The following is a 23,722-nucleotide window of genomic DNA, read 5'->3' as shown; positions in this document are numbered from 1 at the left end:
TCACCCCAAACATCCGGCCGTCTCCAGTCCACCCTCGGATGACCCGATGAAGCTGCTGGTCAGGACGTGATTAGAGAATCCGGACCGGACAGCATGTGTTCCGGATCCGGACAAAATCAGGTCATTTGACCTGGTATCGGCACCACTAAGGACAGCCTCACCACGTGGCCGGGGTCACCTGCATTGGCGTCGCGCCGACACGTACCGGATGATTGAGCCTGCAAGTTTCAGGTGTTCGGTTGGTCGGGGTCGTGGGTGATGGTCAGTGGATTTCGGTGAGGCGTTGGCGCGCCTGTTCGTCCAAGCTGGACGACCCACGCTCCGCGCTGCTGCCTCCCGCGCGAAGGCGTCCGCCCAACGCATCAGCGACTGGCGCAATGGGCGTCACCTGCCGCGCGACTTCGCTACCGTCGAGCCGCTTCTCCTCTGGCTGACGTCGCGTGCGGTCGCGGCCGGCGAGGCCGATGTCCTGAGCATCCCGCAGTGGCGGGAACTCTGGGACCGTCACCTCGAGGAGGCCCTCGACACCGACGCGACCACCGCACCGGTCACCCGACCGTATGCCGGTCTGGCGACGCTCACCGCCGCGGACAGTTCTCTGTTCTTCGGCCGGGACGATCTGGTCACGACGCTCGTCGACACGATCTTGGCGGCTGCCTGCGAGCCGGCACCCGGCGGTGCGACGGATCGGGGTCCCGGGGCACGGATCGTCGTGGTCACCGGGGTGTCGGGTTCGGGCAAGTCGTCGCTCCTGCGCGCGGGCCTGGCACGCGACCGGCGCCTCGAGACACCGAGTCACGCGACCGTCGGGCCCGCGGGCATTCGCCTCGACCCCACCGACGCCGACTCCGGCGACAGCCCGGCCGTGATCGTGATCGACCAGTTCGAGAACGCCTTCTCTCTGGAACCGGACGCACTGACCTCCACCTTGCTGGAGGTGGAAAGGCTGGCGCGCGACTCCGTGGTGGTGCTCGGCATCCGGGCCGACTTCTTCGAACAGTGCGTGGAGTTCCCGTTGCTCGCCGACGCCTGGCAGTCGCGGTGCGTCATCGTCTCCGAGATGACGCGCAACCAGTTGCGCGAGGTCATCACCGGTCCGGTGCGTATCGCCGGCGGCCGCATCGAATCCGGCCTGGCCGACGTGATGATCACCGACCTGTACGAGGCGTCGACGGTCAGCGACCGGGCCGGACGACTACCGCTGCTCGCCCACGTCCTCCAGGCGACCTGGACGCGCCGATCCGGGAACCGGATGACCCTGTCGGCCTACCGCGCGACCGGCGGCATCGCGCGTGCCGTCGCCGATACCGCCGAGGCCGCCTGGGCCGCACTCGACCTGGGTGACCAGGACCTGGCCCGCGCCTTGCTGCTCGGTCTGGTGCACGTCGGCCCGGCCGGAATCGCGTTGCGCGTGCCGCTCGCCCCGGCGACGATCGCGAGCCGCTTCCCGCCGACGGTCTCGTCGGTCATCGACATCTTCGCCCAGGCTCGCCTGCTGACCGTGTCCACGGACTCGGTGATGTTGGTACATGACGTCGTCCTCACCGCCTGGCCGCGTCTGGCGGAGTGGATCGCCGCGGACTCCGGCACCCATCTGTGGCGCCAGCAACTCGACGCCGACACCGAGTCGTGGGTGAGTTCGGGTCGTAGCCGGTCGTTCCTCTACACCGGCTCGCGGTTGGACGACGCACGTCACCATCGGACATCGTTGCGGCGCACGTACCAGCACCTCCTGAGTAAGGAGAACGACGAGTTCCTCGACGCCGCGGCCGCCCAGCAGCGCCGCCGACGTCTGCTCCTGATCGTCGCGGCCGTCATCGTCGCCGGTCTGGCGGTCGCGTCGACCATCACGGCCGCCATCGGACTGCGGCAGGCCCACGACCTCACCCTGCAGCGCAACGCGGCCGAGCGGGCAGCGCTCCTGTCCCACATCGACAGCATGCAGCAGACCAATCCGTCGCTGGCCGCGCGACTGCTCCTCGTCGCGCACAACCTCTACCCCGACGACCCGACGGTGACGAGCCGCGTCCGCGGCGCGGCGACCAGCCCGCTGGCCTACCCACTGACCGGCCACACCGGACCGGTCTACGACCTCGCCTTCAACAGCGACGGCCGGTTCCTGGCGTCGGCCGGCGGTGATCGAGAGGTTCGGCTCTGGCAACGCAGCGCCGACGCCGCCGGATACCGTCAGCAAGCGGTGATGACGGGGTTCGGGCAGTACGTGACATCGGTGAGTTTTCACCCCACCCGGCCGCTGCTGGCCTCCGGCAGCGGGGACGGGACGGTCCGGCTGTGGGACATCTCCACACCGTCGGCACCGCGGCTGGCCGCGACGATGTCGCCGGGACACGGGACGGTCTACATGGTGCGGTTCGCGACCGACGGCACCACGCTGGCCGCGTCGTCGGACGACGGAACCATCACCATCTTCTCGGTGCCGGCGGTCGGCGCCCCGGTCGAGACGGCCGTCTTGCGGGGACATTCCGCGGCGGCGCGCACCCTCGCGTACAGCCCGGACGGGCGACTGCTCGCCAGCGGCGGCGACGACCGGGTGGTGCGACTCTGGACAACGGGCCCCACGCCGGTGCCCGTCGGCGCCCCGATCGCCGGGTTCCCGAGCATCACCCATTCGGTGACGTTCGGCCCCGACAGCCGGCAACTCGCGGTGACCGGCGACAGCCCGAACGCCCAGATCTGGAATGTCGCTGACCCGCAGCGACCGGTCCCGGTCAGCACGTCGTTGCCCAACACCACTGCCGGCTCGTGGTCGATCGATTTCAGTCCGGCAGGCAATCAGCTCGCCTCAGCACGGGCCGACGGGACGGTCACCGTGTGGAACACCGCCAACCCGACCACGCCGATCACGCAGTGGGCGCTGCAAACCGCGTCGGAACAGGGCTCGGTGCGCACGTTCTCCGCGCAGTTCAGTCCGGACGGGTCGGAGTTGGTGTCCGGCAGATCCGACGGCACGCTCGACGTGTGGAGCCTGCCGTCGACCACACACCCCGACCACGGCGGCACCATCACCGGTATCGGCCAGAGCGCGGACGCCCGCATTCTGGCGACGGTCGGGGTCGACACCACCCTCAACGTGTGGACCAACGATGCCGGTGTGCTGACGTTTCGGTCGCGCACCCCGATCCAGCGTCGCGTCAACGACCATCCGCGGGTGAGCGTCAACGCCACCGGCACACAAGTCGCCACGGCCAACAACAACGGTGGCGTGGTCGAGTTGTGGGACATTCGCAACCCGTCGCGTCCGCGTGCCGCAGCCAAACTCGAGATCGGTACCCGGTATTCGTCACCGGTCGCCTTCGCGCCGACCGGCCTCGAGGGTGGCGGCATCCTGGCGACCGGCGCCGACGATTTCAGTGTTCGTCTCTGGACCACTGGCGACCCCAACCGGCCGACGCCGTTCGGGCCGGTGCTGCGCGGCCCGTCCGACCTGATCCGCGGTATCGCGTTCAGCCCGCAGGGCGATCGCCTCGCCGTCACCTCCGACGACAAACGCGTCTACATCTACGACGTCGCCGCACAGCGGGCGGAGCCGATCGCGATCATCGACGACGTCGCACCGGTCACCGCGGCCGTGTTCTCCGACGACGGCAATGTGCTCGTGGTCGCCTCCAAGGATCTGAGCACCTGGCATCTGCCCCGTGGCGAGGGCCCGGCGACGCCGATCGACCGGCGCACCGACATGCATGTGTCGACGCTGTCGCTTGCCCCGTCCCGGGTGATCGTGGGCACCTCCACCCACGAACTCATGAGCTTCGCCATCAGCGCCGACGGCAAACTGTCCGATCAGCAATCGGTGCTTCCGCTGCTCGCGACCACCGACTCCACCACGACGTGGCAGTTCCCGCCGCTGACGACCGCCGACGACATGATCGTCACCGGCGGCGACACCACCGGCGCGGTCTACCAGCAGACAATGCGCGTCGAAGATGCCCAACACTGGATCTGCAACAGCACGCCCCCCCTCACCGACGGCCAGCAGGAGGCGTACCTCCCGCACACCGAGATCAAGGCGGGTTGCTGAGCGAGATCAGCGCTCGCTTTCTGGATTCGCGACACACCGACGCGCGCTCGAACGAGGGGTGGTCGTCCGGCCGAAGGCCACACAAGAAAGTAGGGGAAGAAACTTCTTCCCCTACCCTTGGAGTCCTCCCCACAAAATTTCGCGGGGACGGCTTGGAACTTAGGGGAGGAAGTTCTTCCCCTAGATTTTTCGGCACTACGCAAGCGCATTCTCCCAGGTCAGAGGACCGGTCACCGAACTCTTCGGCTCAGGCCCTCAGACGTGCCGCCATCCAGTCGATCGTCTGCATGCCGAAGAGGTCGGTGCCCCAGCCGTACATGTTGGTCAGGAAGTTGACCATGCTGCAGTTGGTCGGGTGATAGTCCACCCGGGTTCCGCCGAGCCGGTATTGCCTCGTCAGATTGCGCGCGTCGGCAGCCGGAACGATCGACATGAACGAGTCGTCGGCGACGCAGGACGCGATGAGGACCGGCGCCTTCGGTGCCTGGTGGCCGAGCACGTTGTCGCGATAGGCGCGCTGGAAGTCGGGGATGTCGGCGGGATGCTGACCGTTCTTGAACAGTGCCTGCAACGGCAGGAACGGGGTCGCGAAGTACGCAGGGGTCTGGCATTGGGTCCGGAAGACGTCGGCGAGGGCCTTGCCTGCCGGAGAGAGCTTCTCGTCGATCTTCATCTCGGGGTAGCGCGGTTCGAGGCCGAGCAGAGTCGCGAAGGCGAAGCCCGAACCGATGGACCCCGACGACGTGCGAATGAAGTTGCGCTGATCGACGGCCATCCCCTCGAGCACCGTGCCCTTGATGTTGAGTTCCGGGGCGTAGTCCGCGGCCCGCTCGGCGGCGAAGGCCGCGCCCACGCCACCGCCGGCGATGCCGAACATCGAAATAGGTGCGCGGGCAGAGAGTTTCGCCGGACGGTGAGCCAGCGCGGCACGCAGGCCGTCGAGCAGTGCGTTGGCTCCGAACTTTCCGGCAAATACTCCGTGCGGCCGCGGATCCGCGTTGTTGCCGACGTCGCTGACCATCACGGCGTACCCCTTGCCGAACATCATCGCCAGTGGCCCCAACGCCGACCACGACGCACCGTCCATCGGATCTTTCCCCGTCCACATCGTCGACGGATGGCAGTAGGCGCCGACGCTGTCGTTGGCGAACTGATACCCGATCACCGGACGAGTGGCGTCGGACCGACCGTCGACCGGGACCATGAGAATGCCCGTGCTGATCTCGGCCTCACCGTTGAGGCCACGCGTCACGTACATCAGCTGGTATGCGTCGAGATTTCCTGGACGAAAACCGGTGAACTGCACCGCGACTCGGCGTGCCTTGACGATCTTTCCGGGCGCCTCGTCGCCCCGCAGGCGGGGTTCGCGGAAGAACGGGTCGTTCGACACGAGAGGCGTGAAGATCTCCTGCGGTGACGCCACTCGTCCGTCGGTGAAGGTGCCGAGGACGTAGCCGTTGAAGATCTCGTTCAGACCGGGCGTCCGGTTGGGTGCGGCGTCGGCCGACGGCACCGAGGTGAGCAGTGCACACGCGGCGAGAACGAACGCGATCGTGGTACGCCTCCACACCTTTGCGCTGGTGTCGAGAGTCGAAGTCCGGGCATGGGTCACTGCTGCAGCCTTTGCGTCAGGACGTCACCGGGAGACCCCCGACCCAGGCGACTTCGTCATTGGTCATTGACAACATTGCTCATTGACAACGAGACGAACTCTAGATTGCGTCTCAGCTCGGCCGCAAATCATCGTGGCGCAGGTCACTTCGGCCGACTCGCGGGCGGCGACGCAACGAAAGCGCTCCGCAGTTCGACGAGAAACCGACGACCCGCGGAGCGCTTTGCATTGTTGTGCGAGAAGCAGACTCAGTGCTTCGGCAGGAAGGACCGGGCGAGATCGCCGACCGGGCCGAGCTGCGGGTTCGCGTCGATGGCACGATCGACCGCCGTGACAATGTTCTGCACGGTCGGGTTCTCGGTGACCTCGGCAACCGGGGCGGGCACGACGGCAGGCACAGGAGCCTGTGCCGCAACGCGTTCCGGCGCCGGAACCTGAGCAGGAGCCGACACGTAGGTGGCGCCGATGGCCGCACCCACACCGGCACCGATCGCAGCGCCGATGCCCATGCCGACGAGCGGAGTGGCGATGACCGCAAGCGGCCACGCGACTGCGAGGACGAACGGAGCAACAGGAGCGCCCGCGCCAGTCGCTGCGACGATCGCAGTGGCCGCCGCCGACGCGATGGTGCCGACAAGTGGCGCCGCCAAGAATCCGATACCGAAGCCGATGGCGCCACCGGCGATGGCACCGACGATCGTCGAAGTGCCGATGGCCTCCGGCGAGGCGGCCTCATGACGTCCCGGTACATCCTTCAGGACCCCGGCGTTGTTGAGGACCGCCGACGACGGAATCGCCACCAGGCGAAGGACATTCGGTCCTGCAACGTTCTCCGGGGTGATCGGCGTCATCGCGATCCGCGGCGCCACGTGCGCGGCGACCTGCGAGATGGCCACCGACGGTGCCGCGACCGACTGCGCGCCGGTCACGCCGGCACTGGCCGACGGTGTGGCCATCGCAAGGGCACTGGCCATCGCGACACCCGCGAGACCGGCCCCCACCGTACGATTCATCCAACGACGACGCCCGGCGTCGGCGCCGAGCGACAGCGTCGCCGAGCCCCCCGCGGACATGTCCAATCCCATGTTTTCCCGACCCATTGGACCTTCCATTCATTCAGTTGAAATCTTCTTGCCAGACGGCAACCTCAATCTACGATCGATGATCACGATTGGCTAACGCGAGCAGTCGCCATGTGACGGAGATCGCATCCGGCCTTCAGAGTGACTGGGGCCCAACATGTCTGTTCAGAAACGAAATTGACAATCGCACATCAACGGAAGCCCAACACCTCGTCGCCCCAGGTGCGGCGGAGGTCCGCGTCGAGGTCGTCGACCACGCGATCCTGGGCGTCGACAACGAGGACCGAGCGCGTGCCCGTGTGATATCCCGGCCATTCCGGATGGACCTCGTCGGTGTGCGGCACACCGGTCCTGGCGAAAGATGTCCAGCGTCTCATCAGACGCCGAGACACGTCAGCACCATCGGCACGACCACCGAGAAGAAAGGTGATGTCACGAGATCCGGCAACGAGATTGCCCCAGACATAAGGCAATTCGGTTGCATGTGCCGCACCAAGTCGTAGTGCCCGCAGCATTCGCGTCGCCCAGTCGAAGCGATAGACGAACACGGGTGCTCGCGTGGAGTGCGCGTCGGCCACCCACAGCGTCGGCATCCGGAACGCGACGTCGCGGGCGACGCCGAGGCCGGCGACCTTCGGCTTCAATCCCGAGTACGCGGCGATGATCTCGGCGCGGGCGGGCAGGGTGACGTGCGGGTACTCGCGCGCAATGTCGGCGAACATGCGAGTGATGTCGTGGGGTGTGATCGGCATGAGTGGTGACTTCATCCACTTGAAGAGGTTCGCCTCGTCGCGGTTGGTTCCGATGAGCAGTGGCACCGGCAGCGACGACCCGTCGCGGTAGACGTCGATCGGGTGCCGTTGCACGAGGTCGCCGTCGATGACCGGCGCGAAGGCGATGGTGCCGGGGCTGTCCGCAGGGACGTCGGCGAAAACCCGCATCGACGCGGCCACGATCGCAGCAGGATCGGGATCGAACAATGCTTCCGGAGTGGGAGTTTCGCCATCCGGGGCGCCGACGCCGAGCGCGCGGAGGAAGGAACGGGTCACGCGTCGGGCTCGGTCGTGGTCGTACATCGAGGTCGCCGGTGAACTCTGCGCGATGGCCCGATGGAACAGCCCCTCGGCGACCGGCATGGTGAGCAGAGTGGTGACGATGCCGCCGCCGGCGGACTCGCCGAACACCGTCACGTTTGCCGGGTCGCCCCCGAACGCCTCGATCGTCTCCTGCACCCACCGCAGCGCGGCGAGTACGTCACTGAGGGCCGTGTTGGTCTCGAACTGCTCGCCGAGCGTCGACAGGTCCGCGAAACCCAGTGCGCCGAGTCGGTAGTTGAAGGTCACGACCACCACGTCACCGGTCGCCGCGAGCTGCGTTCCGTCGTAGAGCGGCTGCGTCCCGGAGCCGAAAACGTATGCGCCACCGTGAATCCAGACCATCACCGGGAGTTTGGATTCCGGCGTGGCGCCGGCAGGCGCCCATACGTTGAGCCTCAGGCAGTCCTCGGACATCTCGGTTCCGGGACCGAGAGCGATCGCCGGATTCTTCTCTTGCGGACACACCGGTCCGTTGGCGCCCGCATCGAATTCATTCTCGTACGGAACGGGTGGTTGCGCACGGCGCCAACGCAATTCGCCGACCGGGGCCGCCGCGAACGGCATGCCGCGCCAGACGTTGACGGCACCTTCCGTCGATTCCGCTCGGCGCCCGCGCACGGGCCCGAGGTGGGTGGTCACGACGGGGCGGGGTGCCTCGGCGTCGACGTCGTTGTCATCTGCCATGTCTTCGATCATGCCGCGAATCCGGGGCGGTGTCCGAAATTGCGCCGCAATAAACAACGACCACGTGGGAGTCCAGTCAACGATTCGGGACGCCCACTCAACGATTTGGGACGCGCGGTCAACGGGGTGGGGCGATAGCCTCGACCATGTGGCCCTCACCGAACTCGTCGACCTGCCCGGCGGCACGTTCCGGATGGGTTCGGACCGCCACTACCCCGAGGAACGGCCGGCACATGAGCGGACGGTCGGGGCGTTCGCGATCGAACGTCACCCGGTGACCAACGCCCAGTACGCGGAGTTCGTCGCCGACACCGGCTATGTCACCGTCGCCGAGGAGCCCATCGACCCGGCAGACTTCCCCGACGCCGACCCGGCCGCGCTGGTGCCGGGTGCCCTGGTGTTCACCCCGACCACTCACCCGGTGAACCTGGCCGACTGGCGACAGTGGTGGCGCTGGCAGCCCGGTGCGTGCTGGCGTCATCCGGACGGGCCGGAGTCCAGCGTCGGAGCTGTGCCCGACCATCCCGTCGTCCACGTCGCCTATCGCGATGCCGCGGCCTACGCGCGGTGGGCCGGACGCCGACTCCCCACCGAGGCGGAGTGGGAGTACGCGGCGCGGGGCGGTCTGGAGGGTCGGGAGTATGCGTGGGGCGATGAACTCCATCCCGGTGGCGCCGATCTCGCCAACACGTGGAAGGGCCGGTTCCCGTTCCAAAGCGACGGTTGGGGCACCACGTCGCCGATCGGCACCTACCCCCCGAATGGGTACGGCCTCGTCGACATGATCGGCAACGTGTGGGAACGAACCTCCGACGTCTTCACACCGCGCCACGTCGTGCCCGACGCGGTACACGTCGGCGAATTTCATGTCGAGGCCGACGGTCGACCCGACCTCCTGGCACCGACCACATCACCGCAGGTCATGAGGGTCACCAAGGGCGGATCGTTCATCTGCGCGCCCGAATATTGCCGGCGCTACCGGCCGGCCGCGCGCTCCGCGCAGTCCGACGACTCCGCGACCTCACACCTCGGGTTTCGCTGCGTCGGGTGACTCGGGTGACTCGGGTGACTCGGGTGACTCAGGTGACTCAGACGACTCGGGTGACTCAGACGACTTGGGTGGCCGGCGCCAGATCAACTGCCAGGGAAGTGCGCAGAGCAGCAGTCCGCCGCCGACCGCGCCCAACGTCGTCGCCCACACGAATCGTTCCGAGGTCAGGGCCGCGCAACTCGACTCCGCAGCGGCGGCGGTGTCACGCATGACGCTCTTGTGCCACGCCGCCGAGCAGATGATGGGATTCGGATACGCGTCCTGGGTGAGCGCTGGCCGGGTGAAGCCGATGATGCATGCCGCGATGACACAAGCCAGACCCATCAGTGCGAACCGAATGTGCGCCACGCTTTCCGACCATATAGCCGGATGAGTCTCGTCACACTCAGGAACACGCGGGGCCCCGACGTCCGTTGTCGTCGGGGCCCAAAACGTGCGTGGAGCCCCCTGTCAGGATTGAACTGACGACCGCTCGCTTACAAGGCGAGTGCTCTACCACTGAGCTAAGGAGGCCTGCGTGCGCGAGTATATCGGCAGTGCGTTGCGTCGCCTCACCGGCACCAGCCAGGCGACGATCGACACCATCGAACCCGGCAGCATCATGGTGTCGCCGCGAAAACCGATCGATCGGTTCGACGTCGCGGCGATCACCGAGGTGCTCGACCTCGCCACCAAGATCGGTGCGGTACTCCTGGATTCGGGCACTGCCGCCATCGACACCCAGAGCCAGATCAAGTTCGTCGCCGGCGCCTACGGGCTGGCCGACATCGACGTCGATGTCACCTACAACACGATCGTGGTCAGCGCCCGACGCGGCGCCACCCTCCCACCGATCACGACGATGGAGCAGGTCTACTACCGCTCGATGGACTTCACCCGTCTCGCACAAGTGGACAAGCTGATCCGTCGGATTCGGGACACCGGGATCACTCCGTCGACGGCCCACCAGATGGTTGACAACATCATCGCCGCGCCGCATCCGTACCCGCATGCGGTTGCCACCGTCGCCTGGGGCGTCATGGCGTCGGGGATCGCGGTCCTGCTCGGCGGACATGTTCTCGTCGGCCTTCTCGCGTTCCTGACGACCGTCGTCACCGTCACGGTCAACCGCAGGCTCAACCGGATCGGCACCCCGGTGTTCTTCCAGCAGGTTGCGGGTGGATTCATCGCCGTCGTGCCGGCCGCGGTGGTCTTCGGCAACGCCGAGGCCCTCGGGGTGACGATCGCGCCGTCGCAGGTCATCGCGGCGGGCATCGTCGTGCTGCTGTCCGGTTTGTCACTCGTCGGGTCGGTGCAGGACGCCATCACCGGCGCCCCGATCACCGGGGTGGCGCGGTTCTTCGAACTGCTGCTGATGACCGGCGGCATCATCGCGGGAGTCGGCATCGCCATCCGCATCCTCGAACTCACCGGCATCTACCTGCCGACCATCACCACGTCGACCAGCTTCGACGCGGTCGAGATCCCCTCACGCGTGATCGCCGGAGCGGTCGCGTCATGTGCCTATGCGCTGGCCAGCTACGCGGAGAAGCGGGCCTTGCCGGTCGCCTTCCTCGGCGGCCTGATCGGCTCCGGCGTGGTCGCAGGCGTCACGTATTTCCTGCAGGTTGGTGACGTGATCGCCAACGGCACCGCAGCCGCCTGCGTCGGGCTCATCGGTGGCCTGCTGGCGCGCCGAGCACTGACGCCACCACTGGTCGTCGCGGTCGCGGGCATCACACCGCTGCTGCCCGGCCTCGCCGTCTATCGCGGGCTCTACGGAATCCTCAACGACCAGACCCTCGACGGTTTCACCTGGGTGGCCGCGGCGCTCGGCGTCGGCTGTGCACTTGCCGCGGGGGTGACGCTCGGCGAGTTCGTCGCACGGTCGCTGCGCCGACCCCAGTTGTCGACCAGACCCGAATGGTTGCTGCGGCGCCGACTCGGCGCGCGCGAGTACCGCCAACGTCGGTGAAACCGTCCGCCCGACCGGTGTCGGGTATGAGCGCAATCACGGCCAGGTAGAATCGATCAGGGCGCAGCGCTGCCACTTCTCGGCAGCGCGCCCAGACCAGCGACTGCACAACGAGGGGACGAGATGCCCGCGAAGACCACCGACATCGCCGACGAAGAGCTCGAGCCGGTAGCCGACGAGACCGCCAATTCGGCGCGACGCGTCGTTGCGGCTTACGCCACCGACGCCGACGAGTGCCGGATGCTGCTGTCCATGTTGGGTATCGCACCGGGCGAGAACGCCTAGAACGGTGACGCCGGAAGCGGGCGACCCAATTGGCCAGAGCGGGCCGAATGTGACCGGCGCCGGGAGCGAAGCGAGCGGGCCGAATGTGACCGGCGCCGGGAGCGAAGCGAGCGGGCCGAATGTGACCGGCGCCGGGAGCGAAGCGAGCGGGCCGAATGTGACCGGCGCCGGCAATGCCGAGTTTGTGGTTGTCGCGAATCGGTTGCCCGTGGACAAGGAGGTCCTGCCCGACGGGACGGTGCGCTGGAAGCGCAGCCCCGGTGGGTTGGTCACCGCGCTCGAACCGATCCTGCGGTCGCACACCGGCGCCTGGGTGGGGTGGTCGGGGATCGCCGATTCCTACGACAACCCCGACATCGAGGGCATCGACATTCACGCGGTGCCGCTGTCGACCCGCGAGATCGCCGAATATTACGAAGGCTTCTCCAACGCCACGCTGTGGCCGCTCTATCACGACGTCATCGTCAAGCCCGAGTACCACCGCGAGTGGTGGAACACCTATGTCGAGGTGAACCGCCGGTTCGCGGAGGAGACCTCGAAGGCCGCCGGCGAGGGCGCGGTGGTGTGGATTCAGGACTATCAACTGCAGCTGGTCCCGAAGATGCTGCGGATGCTGCGCCCGGACCTGCGTATCGGGTTCTTCCTGCACATTCCCTTCCCGCCGGTCGAGCTGTTCATGCAGATGCCGTGGCGGACGGAGATCGTCGAAGGTCTTCTCGGTGCCGATCTGATCGGATTTCATCTGCCCGGCGGCGCACAGAACTTCCTGTATCTGGCCCGACGACTGGCCGGGCAGGCCACCAGCAAGGGCTCGGTCGGTGTTCGTTCCCGCTTCGGCGTCGTGCAGGTAGGTTTCCGCACGGTCCGTGTCGGCGCGTTCCCGATCTCCATCGATTCCGGTGAGCTCGACGCGAAGGCGCGGTCGAAGGAGGTCCGTAAGCGGGCCGCGGAGATCCGCAAGGAACTCGGCAATCCGAAGACGATCTTGCTCGGGGTCGATCGCCTCGATTACACCAAGGGCATCGACGTGCGGCTCCGCGCGCTCTCCGAATTGCTCGCAGAAGAACGCATCGACCCGCACGAGACGGTGATGGTGCAGCTCGCGACGCCCAGCCGCGAACGCGTCGACAGCTACGTGAAGATGCGGGCCGGTATCGAGCAATTGGTCGGCAACATCAACGGCAGTTACGGGGCGGTAGGGCAGCCGGTGATCCAGTACCTGCATCGCCCGGTCCCGCGCGACGAACTCATCGCGTTCTTTGTGGCTGCCGACGTCATGCTCGTCACGCCGCTACGCGACGGCATGAACCTGGTGGCCAAGGAGTATGTGGCCTGCCGCAGCGATCTCGGCGGTGCGCTGGTTCTCAGCGAATTCACTGGGGCTGCAGCGGAATTGCGCTCTGCCTACCAGGCCAACCCGTACGATCTGGACGGCGTGAAGGACGCGATCGCGGCTGCCGTCGACCAGACTCCGAACGAGGGCCGACGCCGCATGCGAGCCCTGCGCAGGCAGGTCCTGACGCACGACGTCGCCAAGTGGGCGGAGGCCTTCCTGGGTGCGTTGTCGGCGACCGCGGAGACCGCGTCGTCGGCCAATCGTGGTGTCCACCTGGTCAGCGAGTCCGACGCGGAGGCCGTGTTGGAGTCGGACGAGCGGAGTGTTCAGAACACATGAGCGCCAACGGAATCCCCGCAGATCTCACCGAAGCACTCACGGCAGCGGCAGGTCGGGGACGACTGTTGGTCGCATCGGACTACGACGGCTGTATCTCGCCGATCGTGTCGCGGCCTGAAGATGCCGTCCCCAATCCGGCGTCGATCACGGCGATCGAACACGTTGCCGCTCTTCCCGATACGTTTGTCGCGGTCATCTCGGGCCGTGAGCTCGCCGTGTTGGCCCAGCTGTCCGGTCTGCATGCCCCGGCCATCCTGGTGGGCAGTCACGGCAGCGAGTTCGAGTCCGGCTTCGCCGAGGAGATCACCCCGGAGCGCGCGGCCCTACTCGATCGCCTGATCGCCGAACTGCGGTCCATTGCAAGCGATTACCCCGGAGCGATGGTCGAGACCAAACCGGCCAGCACCACCTTGCACGTGCGTAACGTCGAGCAGGACGCCGACGACGCGCTGGATCGGGTGCGCCGCGGCCCGGCGTCGTGGAGCGGCGTTCAGGTGACCGAGGGCAAGGCCATCATCGAACTTGCCGTCATCGAGACCAGCAAGGGCCACGCGCTCGATGTGCTTCGCAAGCAACACGATGCCGATGTGGTGATCTACATCGGCGACGATGTGACCGACGAGAAGGCATTCGCTCACCTGCGGCCCGCCGACGGCGACGTCGGTATCAAGGTCGGCACCGGCGACACCATCGCCGGCTACCGCGTCGACGACACCGACGACGTCGCAACGGTTCTCGACTTCGTCGCCACGCATCGTCAACCGTCGGGCACCGGCACCTGACGCCGATCGGGTCCGATGGCTTTCTGGCGTCGTGAGAGTCCGGCCGCGAACTCCGCGATCGGGGGAATGAAGGTCGCCAACCTGACAGGTCCGGGATGTTCCGATGACTTCGGTGTGGGCGCAGCGGATCTGGGTGCCATGGTGCAGGCGCCGAACGGCAAGATCGTCGCCGTCTTCGGTGACACCTACCGTGATGCGCGGGCCGGATCACCGGATTGGCGGTCTCCGGTCATCCTGGTCGGCCACCGTGATCCCGGCGGCGAGCTGGTATGGGAGCACGCGGGCGGCCCCGACCCCGACTACGCGCGCCAATTGTGGCCCTACACCCACGATTCCCCGCCCTGGCGCCGCGGCGGATTCTCCACGGTGATCCCCAGTGACGTGCTGCGCGTCGGCGACGACCTGTTCCTGCACGCCATGGTGATAAAGGGATTCCCGCGGGTGGCGTGGTCGGAGATCTGGCGGTCGTCCGACAACGGCGTCACGTGGGGCCACATGGGACGGCATGCGGGCTTCGCCGCCGGCCTCCACGACGGTTTGGCACAGTCGTGGACCTGGGACTACGACCCCGACGACGGTTGGGTGTACGTGATCTCGACGGTGTTCCAGGCGGGTTCGGGAATGATCCTGCGACGTGTGCGTCCCGCCGACATCGGCGACCGCGATCGCTACGTCACCTGGGGATTCCAGGATGGCCGGTGGGCCTGGGGCGTTCCGCCGACGGTGATCACGCCACCCGGAGAGCTGTGGCGGGAGACCACCTTTCGTCGTCTGCGGGGTGAGCACGGGGTGGGCTGGGTACTCGGCGGCTTCTGCATCTCCGACCGCGGACTCTCCTACCGGGTACTCGAGCGCCCCACCGACGACGTGGGTTCTCGCGTCAAGACGATGCCGATCTCCGAGCTGTCGGACTGGTCGGTCGAGGACCATCCGGGCGGTCGGGTCGCACAAGCGTACGGCGGCTACATCATTCCCGGGTCGACGCTGGACGTCCCCAACGGTATCGGTATCGCGGTGTCGCAGTGGAACACCCGAACCCACTGGCCGTACCGGGTGATGCAGTTCCAGACCACCCTGCACTCGCCGCCGGCCCGATCCGCCCCGCACGCCCGACTGGCGCAACGCGTCGGTGATTGGCAGACGACACTGGAATCCGTCAAAGCGCAGGATGATCTCGCCGACCTGGCCGTCGAGGCCGACCGCGCCCTGGACCGACTGCGTCGAGCGATAGACGGCTCCACCGACGCCTGAGCCGCCCACCACCCCGAGCCGTCCACCGCTCCGAGCCGCCTACCGCTCCCTGAGGTGCTCGAGGCGCAAGCCGAGAGCCTCGAAGGGCCGGTGAGACAAGCCAATTGGTCGACCGGGTAGTGATGGTCGCCAGGCCTTCGAGGCTCGTCGACTTCGAGACGCTCCATGCTCGTACCTCGCAGGGGCTCCTCAGCCCGGCGGCCAGCGCTCCTCGCACCTCAGGCAGCGGGGGGCGGATAGGGCTCGTCGCGCCTCAGGCAGCTGAGCTCACACGTCGGCCGCAACGGTCACCAGCGGATCGGTGGCGGGATTTCGCTTGGCCGATTCGCGGATCACGCGGTGGACGAATCCGAGTTTGCGCACAACGGGTTTCGGGATGTCGAACGGGTACAGCGGGCGACGACCCATCGCCGAGTTCACCCGATTGAACATGGTGGACAACCACTTCCAGTCGTAGAGCAACCGTTCGATGGACTGGTCGGCGTATGACCGCAGCGGCACGATGTCGCGGTCCATGGTGAAACGAACCTGATCGCTCTCCAGCATGAGCCCGGATTCCCTTGCGGTGTCGATGGTTCCGGTGATGTGCAGGTAGTGGGCGAAGCATTCGGCGAAGTCCTCCCACGGGTGCATCGTCGCATACTCCGAGATGAAGGAGTCCTGCCAGTTGCGGGGTGGGCCGAACTTGTAGTGCCGCTCGATGGCGTCGGAGTAGCTGGCACGTTCGTCGCCGAACAGCTCGCGACATTCGTCGAGGTAGAGGTCGGCACCCGGTCCGGTTTCGACAAGGATGTGCTCGTAGTAGTGGCCGACCTCGTGGCGGAAGTGCCCGAGCATCGTCCGATAGGCCTCACCGAGATCGACGCGGAGCCGTTCGCGGTACGCGTCCTGGGTTTCGGCCAGGTCGATGGTCACCACACCGTTGGCGTGGCCGATCATCACCGGCGTGCCCAGGGTCTGACTCGACAGCAGGTCGAAGGCCAGGCCCCCTTCGGAACGCCAGAACGGCTCGACCGGCAGACCCAGGTCGACGAGCTGGTACACGAGCATCCGCAGATCGCGCAGCGCCGTCGGCAGCTTTTCCAGCGCGAGCGTGTCCTCGGCGTCGGGTTGCCGTCGGACCAGCGATCCGGGAAAGCACCGGCCGCGCAGCCCGATGTCGCGCTGCTCCACCTCGGCGAGCGTCAGCCAGTTGCAGTTGTGGTTCTGCCAGTTCGAGCATCGGACCCACCGACGACCGTCGATGTCCACGCCGGCATCGGACACCACGGCCAGGGATTGGGTGGGGAGGTGGATGCCGACCGCGGTTCCGCAGGACGGGCATTCCAGATTGTCGAATCCCGAGAGGGCGTTGCAGACCGGGCAGGTGAGCGCATGCACGCGCTCAGCCTATGTCACTCATCACCCAATGCGAATGCGTTGGGTTCCGTCGTCGACCGGCAAGTCTCCGCGCACGGTTGCGGTCACCTCGTAGGTGTTGAGCGTGATCGATCCGCGGTGGTTGTCGAGGAAGGCCGTGTCGGCGGCGTCGCGGCCGGTCGCGATCCGGACCAGACTCTGCCGCGGCGCCAGACGGGTCGCATCGACGACCACCCACTCGCCGTCGATGATGGCTTCGGCGACGGCGTGGAAGTCCATCGGGTCGCAACCGGGCGCATAGACGGCGACCAGTCGGGCCGGGATGTTCAATGCGCGCAGCAGTGCGACCACGAGGTGGGCGTAGTCGCGGCAGACGCCGGCGCCGGCCAGCAGGGTGTCGGCCGCGCCGTCGATGGGGTCACTCGCGCCGGGGATGTAGCTGAGCCGCTCTTCGACGAAGGCGGTCACCGCGTTGAGCAGTTCACCTTCGGGCAGCGTCGCGTCGAACTGTCCGGCGGCGAAGCCGAAGAACTTGTCGGACTCGGCATATCGGCTGGGCCGCAGGTACTTCGAGCGGTCGGTGAGGGCCACCGGAATCGGGTCGGCCGGCTTGGTCACCGATGCGGCGTAGTCGATGGCGATGAGTCCGCCTTCGACCTCGAAGCGGTGGATGCGCGAGCCGTGTTCGTCGACGATCTCCTCTGGGGTGATCGCCACACCGTCGATCTCGACTTTGAGTTCTTCGGTCAGCTCGAGTCCGGGCAGCTTGGCGACCGTGATCTGCATCTCTAGTTCGGTGGGTGCCCCGACAAAGACCTCGAGCTTCGCAGAGACATCGCGTGGGAGGGTCATGGACTCCACCGTAAGGGAATCGGCCGCGTGCGGCACATCGCGGTCGCGTCGTTTCCGACGCGGCCATCTCATGTCGACGCCACCGCAACCACCGGATCAGCATAGATCACGCTGAGCGCGACCACGATCGCAGACGCTTCCTGAACGCGCACACCGAATCTCGACGGCGAGATCTCCAGGGGCCAGCCGATGGAGGTCGCGTCGTCGAAGGCCGCCTGGACGGGGGCGAGCCCCGCCGGGTGCGCGGCGAACGCATCGCCGGAGACCACGATCGAATCCGGATTGATCACGTCCCGGATCATCGCGACCGCCCGGCCGAGTACCCGCGCACGTTCGTCGAGGATGGCCGGGTCGTCGGACTGTACACCCAGCCGGCCCGCCGCAGACTCGGCGGCCTCATCGCCGATCACGTCCTGCAACCGACCGGCCCCATCACCTCCGACGAGCACCGGCGCATGGACCGGCAAGTGCGCGATGGTGCCCGCACCTCGTTCGGGCACGTGCACCCGACCGTCGAGAGTCATTGCCATACCGGCGGTTTCGCGGGCGTAGAAGAACAGCCCCGACCCGGCTTCGGCCCGCGGATAGGTCAGCAACAGTTCTGCCGCGGCCATCGCCTCGACATGCTCGCACACCGACACCGGGACGCCGAGCGCATCGGCGAGGGTCGCGCCCAGCGCCTGCTGCCGCCACCCCAGCACCGGGTGGCTGACCACTCCGGTCTCGATGTCGACCGCTCCGCCGATCGCGACGCCCGCCCATAGCAGCCGTCGTCCGCTGAATCGCCCCGCCAGTTCGGCAAGCAGCCCGCACAGTTGCGCCACCGCGGCCCGTGGGTCGCCGGACGGCGTGAGCACCGCGTGGCTGTAGAGCGTGCGACCGCCGAGATCGGCGATCGCCAGGACCGTGCGACGTGCACCGACGTGCATCCCGGCCACACACAGCTTGTCGCGATCGATGGTGAGCGGGTTCTTGGGCCTACCGATGGCGCCGGGGTCGATCAGGTCGGGTCGTTCGACGACGAGTCCGTGCGCCGCAAGAGCGTGTACCTGGCGGTTGACGGTGGCCGCGGACAAGCCCGTCGTCGACGTGATGTGATCGCGCGTGACCGGGCCACCCACCCGGATCGCGTGCAGCACGGCGGCCGCAGCGGCAGAGGTGACCTGCAATGTCGCCGGCACCACCCCAACCATGGAGTGAATCTAGCAGGCACTCGACCCTGGATCCGTCGTGAGTCGAGGGTCGTAAGCTGAGTTCCATGACCAGCGAGCACACCGACTTCTCAGCGCAGCAACCGAATGACTCGTCGAAGATCGCGGTGGTGACCGGTGCCAGTTCCGGGATCGGCGCGGCCACCGCACGACAGCTCGCCAAACAGGGCTACCACGTGGTGCTCGGAGCACGCCGCGTCGACCGTGTCAAGGCGCTCGCCGACGAAATCGGTGGTACCGGAAGACAACTCGACGTCACCGACGAGGACTCGGTGGCCCAGTTCGTGGACGGTCTCGACTCGGTGAACGTTCTGGTGAACAACGCCGGCGGCGCCAAGGGCCTCGACCCGGTGGCGAACGCCGACCTCGACGACTGGCGCTGGATGTGGGAGACCAACGTGCTCGGCAGTCTGCGCATCACCAAGGCCCTGATCCCGCCGCTCATCGCGTCGGGCGACGGTCTGATCGTTTCGATCACGTCGATTGCTGCGATCGAGGCCTACGACAACGGCGCCGGCTACACCTCGGCCAAACACGCACAGGCGGTCACCCACCGCACGCTGCGCTACGAACTGCTCGGCAAACCGGTCCGCCTGACCGAGATCGCGCCCGGCATGGTCGAGACCGACTTCTCACTGGTGCGCTTCGACGGCGACCAGGAACGCGCCGACGCCGTCTACCAGGGCCTGACGCCGCTCACGGCCGACGACGTCGCCGAGGTCATCGGGTTCGTCGCCTCACGCCCACCGCATGTGAATCTCGACCAGATCGTGCTCAAGCCGCGCGATCAGGCGTCGGCGCGGCGGAACGTCAAGACGGGTTAGGAATCAGCGACCACCCGCCAGCCGAGGTGCGAGCCTGCGAGCCTCGATGCCCCTGGTGAGAGGACATTGTCGGCTCACCAGCACCCTTCGAGGCTCGCTCCGCTCGCACCTCAGGGAGCGGAGGATCAGCGCGGGGCAGGCGTGGTCGCGTCGGGGGTCGGGGCGCCGCTCGGTGTCGCGCGTGCGGTGGTGTCGCGGGCCTCGCCGTCGATCGCCGACATCCCCTTCCAGGCGCTCCAGTCGAAGGTCCAGTCGTAGATGTCGCCGTCGGCCTCCGACAACGCGATCCGCGTGCCGGTCACCTCGACGGGGTCGCCGTAGATGGCGGTCTCGAAGTAGCGTTGCGCGTTCTCCAGCGACAGGTTGATGCAGCCGTTGGTGACGTTCGACGATCCCTGCACGCCGACGGTCTCCGGGTTCGCGTGGATGAACTCGCCGTTGTTGGAGATACGCACCGCATAGCGCTCGCGGACGTTGAAGTATCCGGCGGCCGGGTTGCTCATGTAGAAGTCTTCGTACTTCTCGCTCACCACGTGGATGCCCGACCGGGTGACGTTGCGGTCGAGGTCGCCGCCGCCGTAGCTGCACGGCAGGGTCATCAGCGTCTCACCGCCGCGAACCACCACGATCTGGTGCGACGACGCCTCCGCATTGACGACCTGCGCCCGCCCGATGGTGAAGTCGCTGGTGACGTCCGCGGCACCGTAGGCACCTTCGCCATGGTCGAGGCCGTAGAGCTTGGCCGACATGTGCACCTTGGTGCCCGGCTTGTAGTAGTTCTTCGTGCGCCAGTGCACGCGTGAGCCGTTGTCCTCGCCCAGCCACGCCCAGGAGCCCTCGGTCCGCGGCGTCGTGGTCACGGTCAGTGCGCGCTCGACGGCAGCCTTGTCCTCGACCGTTCCGTCGAACTTCAGGATGATCGGCGCGGCGATGCCCACTTCCTGGCCGTCGCCGATGTTGACGACGACATTGAGCTGGCTCTTGGGTGCCAGTGTGGTGAAGCTGCCCTCGATGTTCTTCGTCTTGCGATCGGTGCCGGTCGCGCTGCCGCTCCACGTGTATTTCGTCCCATAGCCGAGCGGCTCGGAGACGGTGAAGGTGGTGCGGTCGTCGGAGAGCTTGCCCGCGACCGCCCTGCCACGCGGATTGACCAGTTTGACGTCGGGATTCAGGACGCCGTCGGACACCTTGACGGAGAAGTCCGTGGTCGGGTTCGGGTCGTCGGCGTCGAGTGCCGGAGTGAACGTGATGTCGACGACGGGCGCTTCCGGCTCCTTGGCCTTGCCGGGGTCCGACGACGAGCCGCTGCACGCGGCGAGGGTCGCGCCGAGGACGCCGACGCCGGCCGCGGCGAGCATCGTGCGCCGGTTGAGTAGGGGCTGGGTGTTCATCGCCTACCCACTGTACCGATCGAATCGCCCGGTCAGCGGGCCGCGACCGCTCCGGGAAGGTGTGCTCGCTCACCGTCGTGGTCGAAGATCGACAGAATCTCTACCGGTCCGCCGTGCGCGCCGATCGAATGCGGCACCATCGTCGAGAACTCCGCGGCGTCACCTTGGGGAACGAGGATGGTGCGCTCACCGAGCAGCAGCCGCACCGTGCCGGAGAGCACGGTGAACCACTCGCGGCCGGGGTGAACGCCCAGGTGATCGGGGTCGTTCGGGTGGTCGACATCGATGCGCATCTTCGCGACGGTGACCCCCTGAGGTGCGCCTTCCCGCGACAGCATCCACACCGTGACCCCGTCGCGGGTGTGCGGTTCGGGGCGGATCACGACGTCGGCGTCGTCGGCGGGTTCCACCAACTGATCGAGGGTGGTTCCGAGCGCGCGAGCGATCGGCACGAGTTGGTCGAGGGCGACGCGCCGATGACCGGTCTCGATGCGGCTCAGCGTCGACGGACTGAGGAAGCACCGTGCGGCCAGCGCATCGAGCGTCCAGCCCTTGGCGATGCGAAGTCCGCGGATGCGCTGCCGGACCACCACATCGAGTTCTTGCGTCATACGCAAGAGTGTATGCCCCTCGCGCATTTCCGCGCTACCGTCGAGTCATGGCCCAGTCGCATCACCACCACCACAATCACGGCGAGCATCCCCAGGATCACCAGATGGCGAGCGTGCTCGATCTCGACGCCGCCGTCGCCGGTGGATACATCGACGACGCGATCGACCTGATCCGCGACGCCCTGCCGCGCGAACCGAAGATCGTCGTCGACATCGGATCTGGCACCGGCACCGGCACGGACCGGCTCGCCGCGCGTTTCGACGCCGCAGAGATCATCGCCGTCGACCACTCCCCCGAACTCGCGGAGTTGCTGACCGAGCGTGCTGCCGCAGCCGGATACGCGGACCGGCTGCGCACAGTTCTCGCGAACCTCGACGACGGGTGGCCGGCAGAGGTGTCGAATCCAGAGGTGTCGAATCCCGACGTGGTGTGGGCGTCGTCGTCGCTGCACCACATCGCCGACCCGGACCGTTTCCTCGCGGCAGCACGCACGGCACTCACCGACGACGGCATCCTCGCGGTGATCGAACTCGCCGGTGCACCAAAGTTTCTCCCGGACGACCCGGGTGTCGGGCTGTCGGGACTCGAGGGCCGCTGCCAGTCCGCGATGTCGGCCAACGGATGGAATTCGTTCCCCGACTGGACAACTCACCTCCAGTCAGCCGGGTTCGACGTGGTGGCGCACCGAAGGATCCGCGTCGAGCCCGATCCGCTGCCGCCGCAGACCGTCGAGTACGCCGTGCAGTGGTACAGCCGACTCCGCGTCGGCCTCGCCGAGGTCCTCGACGCCGACGATCTCGCCGCCCTCGACGTTCTCCTGTCCGACGATTCGCCGCTCGCATTCCACCGTCGCGGTGACCTGACCTTCCGCGCCGGTCGCATCGTGTGGATCGCGCGCCCGGCAACCGAAAGGAATCTTTCATGAACATCATCGATGTCGCCGTCATCGGCGGCGGTCCGGCCGGACTCAGCGCGGCCATCGCGTTGGCACGGTCGTTGCGCTCGGTCGTGGTCATCGACGCCGGCACGCCCCGCAACTCCCCCGCCGACGGCGCCCACAATGTCCTCGGCCACGAGGGTGTGCCGCCACTGGACATCCTGGCCGCGGGTCGCAAAGACCTCGAGGCCTACGGCGGCGTCATCCGCACCGATTCGGTACTCACCGCCACGCGCGACGATTCCGGCTTCACTCTGGATCTCGCGTCGGGCGAGGTTGTCCAGGCCCGCCGACTCATTCTCGCCACCGGTCTCGTCGACGAACTTCCCGACATTCCCGGTGTCGCCGAGCTATGGGGACACGACGTCCTGCACTGCCCGTACTGCCACGGCTACGAGGTGCGCGGCAAGCGGATCGTGGTGCTCGGCACGAGCGCGATGTCGACCCATCAGGCGATGCTGTTCCGGCAGTTGTCCGACCAGGTCACCGTGCTCACCCACAACATGCCCGCGCTGGAGCCGGCCGACTCGGAACGACTGCGCGCCCGTGGGATTGACGTCGTCGACGCACAGGTGCAGCGGCTCGCCGTGAGCACCGACGCCGACGGCACCCACCACCTCGACGGCGTCGAGCTCGCCGACGGTTCGGTCGTCGAGGCCGACGCGGTGGTTGTTGCGCCTCGATTCATCGCTCGGACGGACCTCTACGAGCAGCTCGGCGGCACACCCTCCCCGCATCCGATGGGTGGCGTGTTCATCGAGACCGGGATCATGGGCCAGACCGCGGTCCCCGGCGTGTGGGCGGCCGGCAACACCTCCGACCTCTCGGCGATGGTCACCGTCGCGATGGGTGCGGGCGTTCAGGCCGGGGCCGCCGTGAATGCCGATCTGGTGGCCGAGGACACCGAGCGCGCGGTCGCAGCTGCCGCTGCCGGCTGAACCTCCACCCGCTCACTCAGGCAGCACCACCCGCGAACCACCACCGCTCCCTGAGGCGCCGCCCTGAGGAGCGAGCTTGCGAGCGT

Annotated in this window: 19 protein-coding genes and 1 tRNA gene; 10 read left to right on the top strand and 10 right to left on the bottom strand. The window is 67.2% G+C overall.

Annotation, left to right across the window (positions count from 1 at the left end; translation table 11 throughout):
• The first annotated feature begins 265 nt into the window (after positions 1 to 265).
• Positions 266 to 4,039, top strand: a complete 3,774-nt coding sequence (locus MKW15_RS21700; protein WP_240861995.1) for an nSTAND1 domain-containing NTPase — start codon at positions 266 to 268, stop codon at positions 4,037 to 4,039.
• 247 nt (positions 4,040 to 4,286) lie between these two features.
• On the opposite strand, the gene MKW15_RS21695 is transcribed toward MKW15_RS21700, so the two are convergent.
• The 3 genes from MKW15_RS21695 to MKW15_RS21685 all read right to left on the bottom strand — a co-directional run bounded on the left by MKW15_RS21695 (position 4,287) and on the right by MKW15_RS21685 (position 8,514).
• Positions 4,287 to 5,651, bottom strand: a complete 1,365-nt coding sequence (locus MKW15_RS21695) for a lipase family protein (protein ID WP_374247844.1) — start codon at positions 5,649 to 5,651, stop codon at positions 4,287 to 4,289.
• 248 nt (positions 5,652 to 5,899) lie between these two features.
• A complete protein-coding gene (locus tag MKW15_RS21690; protein ID WP_240861994.1) occupies positions 5,900 to 6,724 on the bottom strand; it encodes a hypothetical protein in 825 nt (274 codons plus the stop codon).
• Between the two features lie 200 nt (positions 6,725 to 6,924).
• Positions 6,925 to 8,514, bottom strand: coding sequence for a carboxylesterase/lipase family protein (locus MKW15_RS21685; RefSeq protein WP_240861992.1), 1,590 nt, complete (start codon positions 8,512 to 8,514; stop codon positions 6,925 to 6,927).
• A 193-nt stretch (positions 8,515 to 8,707) separates the two neighbouring features.
• Here MKW15_RS21685 and MKW15_RS21680 point away from each other — a divergent pair, with 193 nt between their 5' ends.
• The gene (locus MKW15_RS21680) at positions 8,708 to 9,565 is read left to right on the top strand and encodes a formylglycine-generating enzyme family protein (RefSeq protein ID WP_240862038.1); all 858 of its coding nucleotides are present in this window, start codon (positions 8,708 to 8,710) and stop codon (positions 9,563 to 9,565) included.
• Here MKW15_RS21680 and MKW15_RS21675 read toward each other — a convergent pair.
• A complete protein-coding gene (locus MKW15_RS21675) occupies positions 9,536 to 9,913 on the bottom strand; it encodes a hypothetical protein (RefSeq protein WP_240861990.1) in 378 nt (125 codons plus the stop codon). The two genes, MKW15_RS21680 and MKW15_RS21675, sit on opposite strands and share 30 nt — an antisense overlap.
• A 90-nt stretch (positions 9,914 to 10,003) precedes the next feature.
• A tRNA-Thr gene (locus MKW15_RS21670) sits at positions 10,004 to 10,078 on the bottom strand.
• Between the two features lie 4 nt (positions 10,079 to 10,082).
• On the opposite strand from MKW15_RS21670, the gene MKW15_RS21665 reads away from it, so the two are divergent.
• The 5 genes from MKW15_RS21665 (at position 10,083) to MKW15_RS21645 (ending at position 15,512) form a co-directional block, all read left to right on the top strand.
• Complete coding sequence (locus MKW15_RS21665) at positions 10,083 to 11,519, top strand: threonine/serine exporter family protein (protein ID WP_240861988.1); 1,437 nt, start codon at positions 10,083 to 10,085, stop codon at positions 11,517 to 11,519.
• Between the two features lie 123 nt (positions 11,520 to 11,642).
• Positions 11,643 to 11,804, top strand: a complete 162-nt coding sequence (locus MKW15_RS21660; protein WP_240861986.1) for a hypothetical protein — start codon at positions 11,643 to 11,645, stop codon at positions 11,802 to 11,804.
• Between the two features lie 121 nt (positions 11,805 to 11,925).
• Positions 11,926 to 13,479, top strand: a complete 1,554-nt coding sequence (locus tag MKW15_RS21655; protein ID WP_240862037.1) for an alpha,alpha-trehalose-phosphate synthase (UDP-forming) — start codon at positions 11,926 to 11,928, stop codon at positions 13,477 to 13,479.
• A complete protein-coding gene (gene otsB, locus MKW15_RS21650; protein WP_240861984.1) occupies positions 13,476 to 14,261 on the top strand; it encodes a trehalose-phosphatase in 786 nt (261 codons plus the stop codon). Before MKW15_RS21655 ends, otsB begins: the two co-directional genes overlap by 4 nt.
• A 15-nt stretch (positions 14,262 to 14,276) precedes the next feature.
• A complete protein-coding gene (locus MKW15_RS21645; protein WP_240861981.1) occupies positions 14,277 to 15,512 on the top strand; it encodes a DUF4185 domain-containing protein in 1,236 nt (411 codons plus the stop codon).
• Positions 15,513 to 15,779: 267 nt separating this feature from the next.
• On the opposite strand, the gene MKW15_RS21640 is transcribed toward MKW15_RS21645, so the two are convergent.
• The 3 genes from MKW15_RS21640 to MKW15_RS21630 all read right to left on the bottom strand — a co-directional run bounded on the left by MKW15_RS21640 (position 15,780) and on the right by MKW15_RS21630 (position 18,916).
• Positions 15,780 to 16,892 (bottom strand): zinc-binding metallopeptidase family protein, encoded by a 1,113-nt coding sequence (locus MKW15_RS21640; RefSeq protein ID WP_240861979.1) that lies wholly within the window; start codon positions 16,890 to 16,892, stop codon positions 15,780 to 15,782.
• Positions 16,893 to 16,913: 21 nt separating this feature from the next.
• Complete coding sequence (locus MKW15_RS21635) at positions 16,914 to 17,723, bottom strand: transglutaminase-like domain-containing protein (RefSeq protein WP_240861977.1); 810 nt, start codon at positions 17,721 to 17,723, stop codon at positions 16,914 to 16,916.
• Positions 17,724 to 17,791: 68 nt separating this feature from the next.
• The gene (locus tag MKW15_RS21630; RefSeq protein ID WP_240861975.1) at positions 17,792 to 18,916 is read right to left on the bottom strand and encodes an ROK family transcriptional regulator; all 1,125 of its coding nucleotides are present in this window, start codon (positions 18,914 to 18,916) and stop codon (positions 17,792 to 17,794) included.
• A 65-nt stretch (positions 18,917 to 18,981) separates the two neighbouring features.
• Here MKW15_RS21630 and MKW15_RS21625 point away from each other — a divergent pair, with 65 nt between their 5' ends.
• Positions 18,982 to 19,758 (top strand): SDR family NAD(P)-dependent oxidoreductase, encoded by a 777-nt coding sequence (locus MKW15_RS21625; RefSeq protein WP_240861973.1) that lies wholly within the window; start codon positions 18,982 to 18,984, stop codon positions 19,756 to 19,758.
• 125 nt (positions 19,759 to 19,883) lie between these two features.
• Here the strand turns inward: MKW15_RS21625 and MKW15_RS21620 are convergent, their stop codons facing one another.
• Positions 19,884 to 21,149, bottom strand: a complete 1,266-nt coding sequence (locus MKW15_RS21620) for a L,D-transpeptidase (RefSeq protein WP_240861971.1) — start codon at positions 21,147 to 21,149, stop codon at positions 19,884 to 19,886.
• A 32-nt stretch (positions 21,150 to 21,181) separates the two neighbouring features.
• A complete protein-coding gene (locus MKW15_RS21615) occupies positions 21,182 to 21,760 on the bottom strand; it encodes a helix-turn-helix domain-containing protein (RefSeq protein ID WP_240861969.1) in 579 nt (192 codons plus the stop codon).
• 47 nt (positions 21,761 to 21,807) lie between these two features.
• Between MKW15_RS21615 and MKW15_RS21610 the strand changes: the two genes are divergently transcribed.
• Entirely contained in the window at positions 21,808 to 22,686 is an 879-nt protein-coding gene (locus MKW15_RS21610) for a class I SAM-dependent methyltransferase (protein WP_240861967.1), read from the top strand.
• The gene (locus tag MKW15_RS21605; protein WP_240861965.1) at positions 22,683 to 23,636 is read left to right on the top strand and encodes an NAD(P)/FAD-dependent oxidoreductase; all 954 of its coding nucleotides are present in this window, start codon (positions 22,683 to 22,685) and stop codon (positions 23,634 to 23,636) included. The genes MKW15_RS21610 and MKW15_RS21605 overlap by 4 nt, the downstream gene beginning before the upstream one ends.
• Positions 23,637 to 23,722 lie beyond the last annotated feature (86 nt).

The organism is Gordonia gummivorans (assembly GCF_022513585.1).
Lineage (GTDB): Bacteria > Actinomycetota > Actinomycetes > Mycobacteriales > Mycobacteriaceae > Gordonia.
This window is presented reverse-complemented; position numbering and strand designations above follow the sequence as displayed.

Coding starts and splice junctions, on each gene's coding strand:
- MKW15_RS21685 (WP_240861992.1), bottom strand. CDS start 8,514: ATGGCAGATGACAACGACGTCGACGCCGAGGCACCCCGCCCCGTCGTG.
- MKW15_RS21615 (WP_240861969.1), bottom strand. CDS start 21,760: ATGACGCAAGAACTCGATGTGGTGGTCCGGCAGCGCATCCGCGGACTT.
- MKW15_RS21660 (WP_240861986.1), top strand. CDS start 11,643: ATGCCCGCGAAGACCACCGACATCGCCGACGAAGAGCTCGAGCCGGTA.
- MKW15_RS21645 (WP_240861981.1), top strand. CDS start 14,277: ATGGCTTTCTGGCGTCGTGAGAGTCCGGCCGCGAACTCCGCGATCGGG.
- MKW15_RS21610 (WP_240861967.1), top strand. CDS start 21,808: ATGGCCCAGTCGCATCACCACCACCACAATCACGGCGAGCATCCCCAG.
- MKW15_RS21605 (WP_240861965.1), top strand. CDS start 22,683: ATGAACATCATCGATGTCGCCGTCATCGGCGGCGGTCCGGCCGGACTC.
- MKW15_RS21630 (WP_240861975.1), bottom strand. CDS start 18,916: ATGGTTGGGGTGGTGCCGGCGACATTGCAGGTCACCTCTGCCGCTGCG.
- MKW15_RS21620 (WP_240861971.1), bottom strand. CDS start 21,149: ATGAACACCCAGCCCCTACTCAACCGGCGCACGATGCTCGCCGCGGCC.
- MKW15_RS21680 (WP_240862038.1), top strand. CDS start 8,708: ATGGGTTCGGACCGCCACTACCCCGAGGAACGGCCGGCACATGAGCGG.
- MKW15_RS21635 (WP_240861977.1), bottom strand. CDS start 17,723: ATGACCCTCCCACGCGATGTCTCTGCGAAGCTCGAGGTCTTTGTCGGG.
- MKW15_RS21625 (WP_240861973.1), top strand. CDS start 18,982: ATGACCAGCGAGCACACCGACTTCTCAGCGCAGCAACCGAATGACTCG.
- otsB (WP_240861984.1), top strand. CDS start 13,476: ATGAGCGCCAACGGAATCCCCGCAGATCTCACCGAAGCACTCACGGCA.
- MKW15_RS21690 (WP_240861994.1), bottom strand. CDS start 6,724: ATGTCCGCGGGGGGCTCGGCGACGCTGTCGCTCGGCGCCGACGCCGGG.